8 protein-coding genes are annotated in these 12,577 nt (G+C 54.0%); 7 read left to right on the forward strand and 1 reads right to left on the reverse strand.

Going from position 1 to position 12,577, the window contains the following annotated elements:
* Positions 1 to 36: 36 nt before the first annotated feature.
* The 6 genes from CpATCC19410_RS02745 to CpATCC19410_RS02770 are packed head-to-tail and all read left to right on the forward strand — an operon-like array spanning position 37 to position 11,164.
* Positions 37 to 876, forward strand: a complete 840-nt coding sequence (locus CpATCC19410_RS02745; RefSeq protein WP_014366630.1) for a TIGR02569 family protein — start codon at positions 37 to 39, stop codon at positions 874 to 876.
* A 3-nt stretch (positions 877 to 879) separates the two neighbouring features.
* On the forward strand, positions 880 to 4,068 hold the full coding sequence (locus tag CpATCC19410_RS02750) for an ATP-dependent helicase (protein ID WP_013241399.1): 3,189 nt from the start codon (positions 880 to 882) through the stop codon (positions 4,066 to 4,068).
* A complete protein-coding gene (locus tag CpATCC19410_RS02755) occupies positions 4,065 to 7,289 on the forward strand; it encodes an ATP-dependent helicase (RefSeq protein WP_014401038.1) in 3,225 nt (1,074 codons plus the stop codon). The genes CpATCC19410_RS02750 and CpATCC19410_RS02755 overlap by 4 nt, the downstream gene beginning before the upstream one ends.
* 36 nt (positions 7,290 to 7,325) lie before the next feature.
* The gene (locus CpATCC19410_RS02760) at positions 7,326 to 8,405 is read left to right on the forward strand and encodes a potassium channel family protein (protein WP_013241401.1); all 1,080 of its coding nucleotides are present in this window, start codon (positions 7,326 to 7,328) and stop codon (positions 8,403 to 8,405) included.
* Positions 8,406 to 8,460: 55 nt separating this feature from the next.
* The gene (locus tag CpATCC19410_RS02765; RefSeq protein ID WP_014401039.1) at positions 8,461 to 9,120 is read left to right on the forward strand and encodes an NAD(+) diphosphatase; all 660 of its coding nucleotides are present in this window, start codon (positions 8,461 to 8,463) and stop codon (positions 9,118 to 9,120) included.
* Positions 9,113 to 11,164 carry an ATP-dependent DNA helicase UvrD2 gene (locus CpATCC19410_RS02770; protein WP_013241403.1) on the forward strand — a complete coding sequence of 684 codons (2,052 nt, stop codon included), beginning with the start codon at positions 9,113 to 9,115 and terminating at the stop codon, positions 11,162 to 11,164. Before CpATCC19410_RS02765 ends, CpATCC19410_RS02770 begins: the two co-directional genes overlap by 8 nt.
* On the opposite strand, the gene CpATCC19410_RS02775 is transcribed toward CpATCC19410_RS02770, so the two are convergent.
* Positions 11,158 to 12,045 carry a hypothetical protein gene (locus CpATCC19410_RS02775; RefSeq protein ID WP_013241404.1) on the reverse strand — a complete coding sequence of 296 codons (888 nt, stop codon included), beginning with the start codon at positions 12,043 to 12,045 and terminating at the stop codon, positions 11,158 to 11,160. The two genes, CpATCC19410_RS02770 and CpATCC19410_RS02775, sit on opposite strands and share 7 nt — an antisense overlap.
* Between CpATCC19410_RS02775 and CpATCC19410_RS02780 the strand changes: the two genes are divergently transcribed.
* Positions 12,044 to 12,559, forward strand: a complete 516-nt coding sequence (locus tag CpATCC19410_RS02780; RefSeq protein ID WP_041481572.1) for a M48 metallopeptidase family protein — start codon at positions 12,044 to 12,046, stop codon at positions 12,557 to 12,559. The genes CpATCC19410_RS02775 and CpATCC19410_RS02780 overlap by 2 nt on opposite strands.
* Positions 12,560 to 12,577 lie beyond the last annotated feature (18 nt).

Consider the following 12,577-nt stretch of genomic DNA (forward strand, 5'->3'; position numbering starts at 1 on the left):
CCTCTTTGGCCCGAGCATTCTATTAGGCTACAACTCATGGATTTCACGGCTCTTCCTCCTCACGTCCGCAACGTTTTTCATGCGCCGGATGAACCCGCTCGCGCCATGGGCGCAGCGTGGGATTACGGTTGGAAAGTCGGATCGGTAGTTTTTTCTCAGGTGGCGCATCCCGTGCGCGCTGCGTGGTCGTCTCGAATTAGAGAAAAACTACAACCAGAGGGCGTGCGTATCGTTCGGCCGATCAAATCCACTGACGGTAGGTTTATTAACGCCGGATGGCGCGCATCGAGCTTTGCACCGGGGATACTTACCCGGCGTGTCGACGAAACCGTGGCAGCCGCATTACGCCTAGACCTTGCGTTGAGCACAGTGGAGGTGCCCGCTTCCTTTAAAGATGTGGATGACACCGACGTTTTTTCCATCGCAGACCATATAGCGTGGCATGCGTCTCCGACATCAGCGATCGACTTACAAGATTCAGTACCGCGCCACTTAACGGCAATCAATATCATGCCCAAAGTAGAGCTTTTATTGCGCGAAATAGACGCTCCCAACCAGGTTGTTCACGCTGATATGTTTGCCACCACGTTGTATGCAGGGGTGCAGGCGCCTACCGTGACTGATGTGATGGGGGTAGCCCGTCCTTATGGCTATACGGCCGCAATAAGCATTATCGACGCCCTCTGCGTTGGGGCAGTAGACGAGGGGATCATTGGACGTTTTTCCCATGTTCCCCATCTTGACCAGCTACTCTTGCGCGCATTGGCGTATCGTACAGCAGTGCACGCTCTTCATCCTGATGCGACATCGAATACAGGAACGAACTTAGAGTGGGTAGCCAAGACCGTGATGTCAAAGGTATCTGTCACACTATGAGGCATGAATCTCTCAGCGACCTCGGAAACACCTTTGACAAAGGACGTACATAAGGTACCGGGGCAGGAACCGACCCCTGCCGTGGGCTATTTGGATTCTCAGCGAGCAGCTTTTAAGCAGCCGCCTACGCCGCAGGTGCGTATCGTCTCTGCGGATCATCACGTAGAGACTCATAACTGGGAAAATGACCTCTTTAAGAGCCAAACCGGTATATGGCGGCTAATAGGTTCGGCGGGGTCGGGTGTGTCTACGTTAATCATGGATACCGTTGCAGAGCGCCTGCGGCGTGGAGAAGATCCCTCAAACATTCTTGTCATTGCGGCTTCAAAGGAGGGAGCTACACGGCTGCGCACTGGGATTGCTGCGCGTCTTTCGGGGGAATCATACACAGCAGCGGCCACGATGGTGCGCTCTGTGCATTCTCTTGCTTTTGCCTTGCTGAGGAGCTTAAGCGGAGAAGACCTTAGGCTTATCACGGGGGCTGAACAAGACGCAGTGATCCGGGAGTTGTTACAAGGGCACAACGAGGACTCTGAAGCAGCCCAGATTTGGCCGCAGGAGACGCGTGACGCGTTGGGATTTGTTGGCTTTGCTCGTGGTCTCCGAGATTTTCTACTACGAGCAGTCGAGCGCGGTCTCAGCCCAGAAGACTTGGAAAGACTCGGTAATACGTACCATCGGCCTATGTGGAAAGCCGCGGGGGCTTTCCTTCGGGAATATGAACAAACAATGGCCCTTGGTGGGGCGAAGAGTCTGAGTGCCTCTGAACTCGTGAGTACTGTGCTTGAGTACCACATTCCAGATCAAGGATGGCGGACAGTCATCGTTGATGATGCTCAGCACCTTGACCCCAAATCCGCACAACTTATTGGCGAGCTATTGCGCTATGCAGAATTTGGCATCATTGGTGGCGATCCAGAGCAGTCGGTATTTCATTTTCGTGGCGCAAGTCCAGAGTTTTTAACCAAGTACCCTGCAGAGCACCAACTGATGTTAAAAACTACGCGGAGATTACCTGAGACTACGGCGCGGATTGTTGAGAACCAAGGGCAGCACTTTGAGTATGTTGCAGATAAAATCCGTAGAGCTCATTTGATTGATGGGGTCCCCTGGGATGATATTGCAGTGATCGTGCGTTCTACGGGATTAATTGCCCCTATCAGGCGGGCACTACTAGCCGCAGGGGTTCCCGTTCAGGTTGATCCTACGGACATCATCTTGAGTGAACAGCGCATTGTAGCCTCGATGATTCTTGCCGTGAGGGCGATACACGGGGAACTTAACAATCGTGAGCTCGAGGATCTCCTTCTCGGCCCTATTGGCGGTGCGGATTCGGTGACCCTGCGTCGGCTTTATCGTGGGCTACGTAAAGTTGAAATGAGCCGTGGCGGGAGCCGGCGTGCCATAGAACTGTTAAAAATCCTCATTAGCCCCCGTCCATCGGAGGAACAAAACGACCTAATAGGAGAAGCTGAGGAGGTTCTTTCTGAAAGAGAACTACAGATTTTAGAAAGAACCAGAAGGGTGCTCTTGCGAGGTGCTCAACCAGGTAGCGTTGAAGAAGTCCTGTGGGCAATTTGGCATGAAACCGGTTTAGCCAATCACCTACAAGCGGTGAGTTTAAGGGGCGGAGCTGCAGGCTCTCAGGCGGATCGTGACCTTGACGCGGCAATGGCGCTCTTTGATGCCGCGGGGGACTGGGTGGAACGACGCCCTACGGCGGGGATTGTGTCCTTTATGCGGCACATCGCAGAACAAGAGCTGCCCACAGGCGTGCGCGACCGGCGACAAATCCGAACACAGGCCGTACAGCTTCTTACAGCTCATGCAGCGCTTGGTCAACAGTGGCATACAGTGATCGTTGCAGGAGTACAGGAGGGGAGCTGGCCTTCTCTTGGGGAAACCGGAACTCTTTTTGGCCAGGAGGAGCTCACGGACCTCATTGATTCAGGCATAGAACCAAATACCATCGTTATGCGTTCTAAGGACCGGCTTGATGAGGAACGCCGCCTTTTCCATGTGGCTAAGAGCCGAGCCACGCATCGTCTGTATATCACCGCTGTGGAGGATCCTGCGTCTAATGACGTAGCCGAGCCATCGCGTTTTATAGAAGAGCTTGATCCTTCGTTTTTCCAGCAACAATCGCAGGAGAATGAAGCATCGTATGCGGATCTTTCTGTGCCCTTGGCCCCCAAAGACACCGGTTTGGAAGACTATATTCGGCTTTTGAGCGTTCCAGCGATGGTAGCGGAGTTACGTCGAGAAGTTCGTAACAGCGACTCGCCACAGCGGCGCCGTGATCAGGCTGCTCGTCAGCTAGCGCGTCTAGCGTCGGCCGGAGTCCCGGGGGCGCACCCTGAAGAATGGTGGGGTGAAGGCGGACCTTCCACTGATCAGCCATTACAACAGCGGTCTATTTCTCCTTCCCTTATAGAACAGGGTCTTACGTGTCCTTTGCGCGCTCGACTGGATGCCGTTATTGAGGGAGAAGAGACACCATTTCAAATGCTGAAAGGCTCTTTGGCCCATGCGTATGCAGAAGCAATTGCTCGGGGAGTGGAGTCGGAGACAGCAAAAGAACTCACTACTGAGGCATTCCTCCGGCTGCTTAATGCTCCTGCGTGGCAGCAGGAGACAGAAAAAGCCGCGTGGATACGGATGATTGAGCGTTTAGAGGAATGGATAACGGTGTCGGCGGCCCGGTATGAGCTGGTGGGAGTAGAAACCTCAGTGAACACGAAGATCGCAGAGGGAATCACCATCAGAGGCCGTATAGACAGGATAGAGCGCACTCAGGACGGCGCGTATCGGATCATCGACTATAAGACGGGCACCCGCGGGCTAAGTGCGAAGGAGGTCGCCGATCACAAACAATTGATGGCGTACCAACTTGCATTGAGCAAAGGGAAGCTTAGTGATACCGGCGATGTGATCAGCGGGAATGACGAGGAATCGCTGATCGTAGACCAGGCAGTACTGGTGTATCCCGGTTCTACAACAAAGAAGATCAAAACCTGTGAACAGGCGACAAAAACTCCAGAGGAACTCCAGGAATTTGCAGACCTGCTACCACCGCTGATCCAGAATCTGACTGGTCCTAGTCTTATGGCGGTTGTCAACGATGGATGTTCGAATTGCTCGATAATCAACATATGTCCAGCGCAGCCCGAAGGAAGGATGACCCCGGCATGATAGATCCGATCGAACTATCGCGATTGCTCAAGCAGAAATTCCCTCCTACGCCGCAGCAAGCGGCAGTCATAGGAGCTGAGCTCGAACCTATGCTGGTAGTAGCTGGCGCCGGTGCAGGAAAAACAGAAACCATGGCCGCCCGCGTGGTATGGCTGGTGGCTAATAACATAGCGAATCCTGATCGCATCCTGGGCCTGACGTTTACCAGAAAAGCTGCGCAACAGCTCTCTCAACGCATCCGAGGCCGGCTTGAGCAACTCGCGGGTATGGATGCACTGAGGGACATCGACCCGAGTGGGGAGCTGTCTTATAAACTAGAGGCTATCGCTCCGACAGTCTCCACGTACGATTCCTATGCCGGCAGCCTGATCCGAGAATATGGTTTGTTATTACCGGTGGAACCCACCTCACGGTTAATTACAGAAACCGAGCTTTTTCAGATTGCGTATGACATCGTTATTAACTATTCAGGGAGCTTAGATACACAGACGCAACCTGTTAACGCGACAGAGAAGCTCTTGTCTTTAGTCTCTGAAATAGACAACCATATTGTTTCGCCGCAGGACATTGTGGAAGAGACAGACGCATTTTTATCGGTGCTAGATGACGTAGAGGCGGCGTCTAAGCGCGGGCTAAATCAGATCCTTATCGGGTGGAAGCAGCGTCAGATAATCCGGAAACAAATGTTGCCCATGGTCGCGATGCTCAAGCAGCACTTGGCCTACAATAATCTTATGACCTTCGGCGAACAGATGTCGCTTGCCGCCAGACTCGCCGAGGAAAATCCGCAGGTAGGAGCATCTCAGAGGGATCGGTATTCCGTGGTATTGCTGGATGAATACCAGGACACCGGGCACGCGCAACGGGTGTTGTTACGCAGCCTCTTTAGCGGCGCCGCAGTCACCGCGGTGGGCGATCCGATGCAATCAATTTACGGATGGCGTGGTGCTACCTCTGCCAACCTCGAGCGTTTTAGAGAGGACTTTGCACTAGGGGAAGAACCTGCGCAAAAACGCGAGTTAACGGTGAGCTTCCGTAATCCCCCCGAGGTCCTTCAGCTGGCCAACGAGGTATCTCGGGAAGTCCTGGGAGCCCCGGACAACCCTCGTAGAACAGTGCAACCGCTCTCTTCCCGTGAAGGAGCACCGCACGGGGAAGTAACACTGGGATTTTTCCCTAGCGCAGAAAAAGAGCGCGAATTTGTAGCCGATCAATTGGCAGAGGCTTATAAAAATCGGGGAGAGAGTTTTACCGCTGCTGTTCTAGTGCGAAAGAAACGGCACTCTGCTCCCATCGCGTTAGAATTGCAATCGCGGGGAGTTCCCGTGGAAATTGTTGGTTTATCTGGTCTTATAGACATCCCCGAGGTCGCCGATCTGATTGCGATCGCAGCGATGTTGATTCGGCCTCAAGACACAAAATCTGCGCTACGAATTTTAGCGGGTCCGCATGTGGGGCTGGGCGCAGCAGATATTCTGGCATTAGCTGACCGTGCGGCTAACCTCGCAGGACGCGGAAAAGCTGAGCGGGAAGAGAAAAAGACAGATCCGCTTGAGCGCCTGGAACAGATAATCGCTGAAACCCTGCCCAAGGCACCAGAATCGGTCGTGGGATTGGCAGAGGCTGTTGCAGATCTTGATGTACCACGGGAAGAAGGGGCCGCAACTCGCTATAGCGACGAGGGGTTGCGCAGGCTGCAATTGCTGGCATCTGAGCTTAGATATCTGCGTACGCACAGTTTGGGCCACTCATTGCCAGATCTTTTTGCAGATATTGAGCGAGTATTTGGGATCCGCACCGAAGTATTGCAGCGAGAAGATCCACACTCGGACGGTGCTCCAGGCACGGTACATCTAGATCGTTTTGCTGAAGTTGTCTCGGATTTTGCGCGGGTTCCAAATGCAACGCTGAGCCAGTTTTTAGATTATCTTGAGCTGAGTAGAAGCCAGGGAGATGGCTTGGAGCCTGGAGAAGTGCAGGTTCGTTCTGACCGCGTTCAGATCCTCACTGTGCATAAAGCTAAAGGTCTGGAATGGCAGATCGTGAGCGTTATGCACGCAGACTCCAGCACCTATAAGACAACAACGTCGACATGGCTTAGCAACGAGTCTGCGGTGCCATCGGCGCTTCGAGGAGATGCCCGAGAAGACGATTCTTTAGTGGGAGCTCCCGTTTGGTACATCGATTCTGCAGAATCGCCAGCTGATCTGAAAAAACAAGGAGAGGCTCACATCGCGGAATTTAGGGCTGTGGAAGAGGAAGAGAACGCCCGGTTATTTTATGTGGCTTTGACCCGTGCAGAGGAGCGTGTTCTGGTTACTGCGTCGACTGACATCACCAAGGCTTCGCCCCCAGGACCTTATGCGCATCTTGATATGCTACGCACTAAATTTCCAGATTGCGTGGTGGAATGGTTCGACGGCGAGAGTGATGATGCCCTTGAGCCGCCTCTTCCAGAGATCGGAGTTTTTCCGCAAGAATTGCGCCCTGAGGGGGCAGACGCCGTAAAAGCTGCCATGGTAGATCTTCCTGAGCTGATAGAAGATGGCGAGCTCTTCGAGCGATGGGAACAAGAGGTAACTGCGCTCATCGAGGAACACCATCAGTTGAGTACCCCGGTTGTCCCCGTCGAGTTGGGCCTTGAGCTTACGGCCTCGGACATCGTGAATCTTTCACAGGACCCCCAAGCTTTTGCTCGAAGGCGACGCCGCCCAGTTCCTTTCAAACCCAATAGCTATGCCAAGCGCGGAACTGCCTTCCACCAGTGGCTTGAAAACCGTTTTGGCGCCACAGCCCTACTGGACGCTGATGAGCTCCCTGGTATCGATGATGCGCTGGATGGAACAGAACTAGAGACTTTGAAAGCTCGCTTTTTGGACAGCGAGTGGGCGGACCGGACCCCCGAATATGTGGAGCATCCGTTTGAGGTTTCTATTGGCGAGCATATAGTGCGAGGCCGCATGGACGCTGTGTTTAGGGACGCAGATGGCAGATGGATTGTTGTTGATTGGAAGACGGGACAACCCCCCACGGAGGCTGCGGAGCGCCGCTCTGTATCGCTGCAGCTGGCGGTATACCGACTAGCGTGGGCCCGGTTGCAGGGAGTCGAACCATCAGAGGTACAAGCACTATTCCATTATGTGGGGCGCAACTTTAGCTATCGGCCCAGCGAGCTTCCGGATGAGGCGTCGTTAGCTCGAATGCTGGCGTTGAACGTGTAATCTTGATGAGCACTTTGAGAAGAACCTAGGAGCATAATGCCGTTGACCAACCGCGATGCGGGGCGATACCTCGGGGACGAGGGACTCACCGAGTTGCCAGAGCATACCCTGCTCAACGTTATTCGTATCCCCGGAAACCCATTGATCAGTCCAGTGCGGTTGATCGCTCGGCGTTTTGGCTATGCGTTGGTGCTGATTCTGCTTGTAGCGTTGATCGTTTACTTTGATAAGGGCGGTTACAGCGAGCATCTCACCTTCATCGATGCGCTTTATTATTCGGCGGTCTCCTTGTCCACCACCGGTTATGGCGACATCACTCCGGTGACGCAAGGGGCACGTCTTCTCAACATCATCATCATCACTCCGCTTCGGTTAACATTTGTTATCCTCCTGGTCGGCACGACGTTGTCAGTGCTGACAGAGGAATCGCGCCGAGCATGGAAGATCCAGCGCTGGAGGAAACGCATGCGAAACCACACCGTGGTTATTGGATATGGAACTAAAGGACGCTCGGCAGTCTCTGCACTGCTGGCGGATGGCGTGTCTCCTAAGGAGATCGTTGTTGTGGATACCGATCCTGTAGCGCTTGAGACTGCAAATACGGTAGGACTGGTCACAGTTAATGGTTCTGCGACTAAATCAGAGGTGCTCAAACTCGCGGGTGTGCCTAAGGCAAAGGCAGTTGTAGTAGCCCCGAATATTGATGACACCGCAGTGTTGGTAACGCTCTCGGTGAGAGAGCTGGCGCCAAGCGCATGGGTTGTTGCCAGCGTGAGGGAATCTGAGAACCAGCACCTATTGGAACAATCGGGCGCAGATTCAGTGGTGATTTCTTCTGAAACCGCAGGTCGCATGCTTGGCCTGGCCACGGTGACGCCTTCGGTGGTGGAGATGATGGAAGACTTGTTGTCTCCTGATGAGGGATTTTCCGTTGCAGAACGTCCTGTAGGTGAAGACGAGGTAGGTGCTAATCCGCGGCACTTGGCGGATATTGTTCTTGGAGTTGTGCGCTCTGGAGAGCTGTATCGAATCGATTCTCCAGAAGCAGAGACCGTGGAGCCCAGTGATCGATTGCTTTATATCCGACGGGTTTTTAGTGAGGATGTTTCAGATTAAAAAGTGCCTGCTGGTTGATCCTGGTGGACGAGTTCCTGTCCAGAACGGCCATCCGGTGCTGTCTTCACAGTGGCCAGGCGCTCCAGCCTTTAATGTGACGGATCAGCTGCTAGTGCAAAGAGTGGATCCCGAGGTGGTGGATTCGGTGACGGGAACAGCAACGCGACTTTATACCTCCTGGGTGACCAGGGCTATAGCGGTCCTCCGGAACCGTGAAGTAATGGTTTATGATCCAACTTCTGGAGAGAGATTGGAATATAACGCTCCCACCATCGGGCAGACGCTCGGCGGGAAGGAAGTGTTTCCTCGCATTGACCCGGCAGTGATTGGTCTGATTACGTCAGAGTCTGATGAGTACGTGCTTGTAGGGGAAAACTCACATCGCTGCGGGTACTTTTCCCTCATCGCTGGTTACCTTGGAATGGGCGAGACCTTTGAGCAAGCGCTAACTCGAGAGGTGTGGGAAGAAACTGGAAGACGTATCTCTCATATTTCCTATGTAAAAAGTCAGTCGTGGCCTTATAGCGGTGCCATTATGGTGGGGATGACGGCACAGACAACGGACATGGATGCTGTTGTACAACCAGATGGTGAGCTCAAAGAGATTCGCTGGATAACGCGCAAAGAAATCATCCAAGGAACCATCCAGCTTCCGGCTCCGGGCAGTATTGCGCATGACATGATGTGGGATTGGGTAAAGAAACACGATGATTGATCTCAACGAGCTGGATAGCGATCAAAGGGCCGCCGCTAGCGCCCCGCGGGGACCAGTAGCTATCCTCGCGGGCGCGGGTACAGGTAAGACTCGAACGATTACCTATCGGATTGCCAATCTTATTGACCGCGGCATGGCTAGCCCCAACCGCGTACTTGCAGTGACGTTTACGCGTCGCGCTGCGGGGGAAATGCGGCACCGACTGGGAGTTATGGGGGTCGGGGGTGTTCAGGCGCAGACCTTTCACTCAGCTGCGATGCGACAACTATCGTATTTTTGGCCGCAAGTGGCGGGGAATCTTCCCTGGAAACTGTTGGATAACAAGTTTCCGCTCGTTGGCAAAGCAGCGCGCTCGGTAGGCATAGAGACGACGACGGAAAACGTTAGGGATCTTTTAGGCGAGATTGAGTGGGCAAAGGCTACGTTAATAACGCCGGACCGTTATGTGGAGCATGTGAAGGATCGGAAGATTCCCGCGGCCGCAGATAAAATTGCCCAGGTATATCGCAGGTATGAGCAGGCTAAAACAACGAGTGAAGGCATGCTTCTGGATTTTGATGATCTTTTATTGCACACGGCAGGGGCCATTGAGAATTCGACTGCTATCGCAGAGGAATTTCGGGAGCAGTATCGCACTTTTGTAGTCGACGAGTACCAGGACGTTACGCCCCTGCAACAGAGAGTGCTGGATGCGTGGCTCGGTGAGCGTGACGATATCACTGTGGTGGGAGACGCCAATCAGACTATTTATTCTTTTACGGGAGCAACTCCTAATTATCTTTTGGGGTTTTCTCGTAAATACCCTCATGCGACCGTAGTCAAACTACAGCGAGATTATAGGTCGACCCCCCAAGTGACGGACCTTGCCAATACGGTCATTGGGAAGGCTCGGGGTCGGGTAGCTGGTACCCGGCTTCAATTGGAAGGAATGCGCCCTCCCGGTCCGGATCCGGAATTCTGCACTTTCGACGATGAACCGGCTGAGGCTCGCGCCGTAGCTAGTAGGATTAAAGAACTCTTAGACAAGGGGGTTGCAGCGTCGGAAATCGCGGTGCTTTATCGCATCAACGCGCAATCGGCGGTTTTTGAGCAGGCCCTTGCAGATGCCGGGATCGTTTACCAGGTGCGTGGTGGCGGCGAGTTTTTCCAGCGCGCGGAGATTCGCCAGGCAATGTCGCAGCTTGTTCGCGTGGCCCAGCGCACGGGAACGGAATCGATCCGAGGCTCTGCCCTGGAGACCTTGGTACGCTCGTCGCTAGCACCTTTGGGGTTAACCCCGGAAGAACCGGAAGGAACGCAGGCTCGCGAACGGTGGCAATCCCTAGATGCCCTTGCAGAGCTCACTGTAGAGCTGACTCAAGCTACACCGGATTTGGATATCCAAGGACTCCTAGAACAGCTCAATCAGCGTGCAAGCGCAAAGCACCCACCGACGATGCAAGGCGTGACTTTAGCGTCTCTGCATGCGGCTAAAGGCTTGGAATGGGATGCGGTGTTCCTTGTGGGGCTTGTAGACGGCACGCTTCCGATCACTCATGCGCTCAAAGGAGGGGAGCCCCATATTGAAGAGGAACGCAGGCTTTTCTATGTCGGCGTCACCCGTGCCCGGGAACACCTTGTGTGCTCGTGGGCAAAAGCTCGGCAGGAAGGAGGCCGTGCAACGCGCAAGCGAAGCCGATTTTTTGACGGCATCGTGGAAGAACCTATCCATGCCGCAGTCCCGCCGCGTACCAAGCGATCACGGCGCTGTCGTGTCTGTGGCTCGCCCTTGAGCACGTCTGCAGAAAACGTGATGGGAAGGTGCGTTGATTGCCCATCGGGCGTGGGCGAGGAGGTATTTGAGACTCTGAAGGCGTGGCGTCTAGACATGGCCAAAGAGGGGGGCGTACCTGCTTATATAGTCTTTACAGACGCGACCCTGCACGCTATTGCTGAGGCCTGCCCGACGACCACCGATGAGCTACTAAAAATTTCGGGTATCGGGCAGATGAAAGCGGAGAAGTATGGCAGTAGCTTGCTAGAAGTTTTGGCCCAATTTCACTGACGTTGCAGGTCCCAGCAGAACGGGCACCTAGGGTGGGTGGAGAGACGAGGAAGCCTCTCCACCTCAAAAGCGGAGATCTTGAAGCTATCGCCGGGGATAACTGACTGGGAGGCTGCAGAATAGACGTTGTTTTGCTCTGAAAGCAGGCTTTGAATCACAAAGATTGCATGGGCAGCGGTGGCCGTTATGAGGTGGGGTTCCGCTGAAAAAGAATGGCTAGAAAGTAGCGATTGGGTGCGAAGCGCTGGCCACTCGGGATCGGCATCGGTGCGGTAGAGATCGCTGCAGGCAAGGCAAGGACCACTTCCCGCTATTCGGACGGGACCGATCATTCCGTGGGCGTCGATAAGCGCTACTGGTAGGAGAAAGCCGTGCGTGTTTATGCGATCCTCCACGCAGGATTCTTTGGGGTTGCACACGATCACTAAAGTTCGGCGGTGAACATGTTCCATAAAATCCTCTGAGATAGGAAAATGCGTTGAGCGCAGTACGCTGACCCCGGCTCCTTTTAGGAGGTTTGATATGGCATTTGCTAGGGGGTCGTCGCCGATCACAGCACTCGCGTAGGGGGTGCTCTGCTGTCGGAGTACCCCGTGGGCGAGCAAATCTTCCATGAGCCCCCGTGCGGCAACAGGATGTAGTCCAGCTGAAGTAAGTTCAGAAATTACCTGAACTTTTGCTCGTGGCTCGCGTAAGCTGCGAAGTATCGGAACTAGTGCATCGATAAGCTCGCGCGGTGCTGGAAAAATTCCTGCATGCGCTGAGTCGAGCCCAAACTGAATCCCCTCAGTCCGCGCCAATACTTGGTTACTGGGACTGAGAACTACGTTTCCCCCCGTGTTCATGACGGTAATTTCAGCACAGAGAGCCATTTTTGTCATGCCCCGTAAAAACACCCCCGAGCTTCCTGTGGAAGTGATTCGCTCAAAGCGCCGGGTACGCACCGTTTCTGCTCGGCTTATCGGCGGGCGCGTGCAGATCCGAATCCCGGAGTCAATGAGCAAAAACGACGAACAGCGAGTCATCGCTGAAATGTCTGCAAAAGTGAAACGGAAAACTCAATCCACCGCAGATTCTAATGAGCAGCTCTTTCAGCGCGCTCAGTACTTAAACCGACGCTATCTGGATGGGAAAGCCAACCTAGGATCCATTAAGTGGGTGACTAATCAACGGAGACGCTGGGGGTCGTGCTCGCAAAGCACCGGGGAAATACGAATTTCTCACCGGTTGAAGGAAGTACCCGACTACGTTTTGGATTCTGTGATTATCCATGAACTCGTGCATACGTTCATTCACAGTGGTCACAGCAAAGAGTTTTGGGAATGGGCGGATCGTGCCCCTTATGCGGAGCGGGCTAAGGGGTTTCTCGAGGCCATGCAGCGGGTGAGCGGTTAACCGCACGAGAAAACCCCG

Source organism: Corynebacterium pseudotuberculosis, from assembly GCF_002155265.1.
Taxonomy (GTDB): domain Bacteria; phylum Actinomycetota; class Actinomycetes; order Mycobacteriales; family Mycobacteriaceae; genus Corynebacterium; species Corynebacterium pseudotuberculosis.

Coding starts and splice junctions, on each gene's coding strand:
- CpATCC19410_RS02745 (WP_014366630.1), top strand. CDS start 37: ATGGATTTCACGGCTCTTCCTCCTCACGTCCGCAACGTTTTTCATGCG.
- CpATCC19410_RS02750 (WP_013241399.1), top strand. CDS start 880: ATGAATCTCTCAGCGACCTCGGAAACACCTTTGACAAAGGACGTACAT.
- CpATCC19410_RS02760 (WP_013241401.1), top strand. CDS start 7,326: ATGCCGTTGACCAACCGCGATGCGGGGCGATACCTCGGGGACGAGGGA.
- CpATCC19410_RS02770 (WP_013241403.1), top strand. CDS start 9,113: ATGATTGATCTCAACGAGCTGGATAGCGATCAAAGGGCCGCCGCTAGC.
- CpATCC19410_RS02755 (WP_014401038.1), top strand. CDS start 4,065: ATGATAGATCCGATCGAACTATCGCGATTGCTCAAGCAGAAATTCCCT.
- CpATCC19410_RS02780 (WP_041481572.1), top strand. CDS start 12,044: ATGCCCCGTAAAAACACCCCCGAGCTTCCTGTGGAAGTGATTCGCTCA.
- CpATCC19410_RS02775 (WP_013241404.1), bottom strand. CDS start 12,045: ATGACAAAAATGGCTCTCTGTGCTGAAATTACCGTCATGAACACGGGG.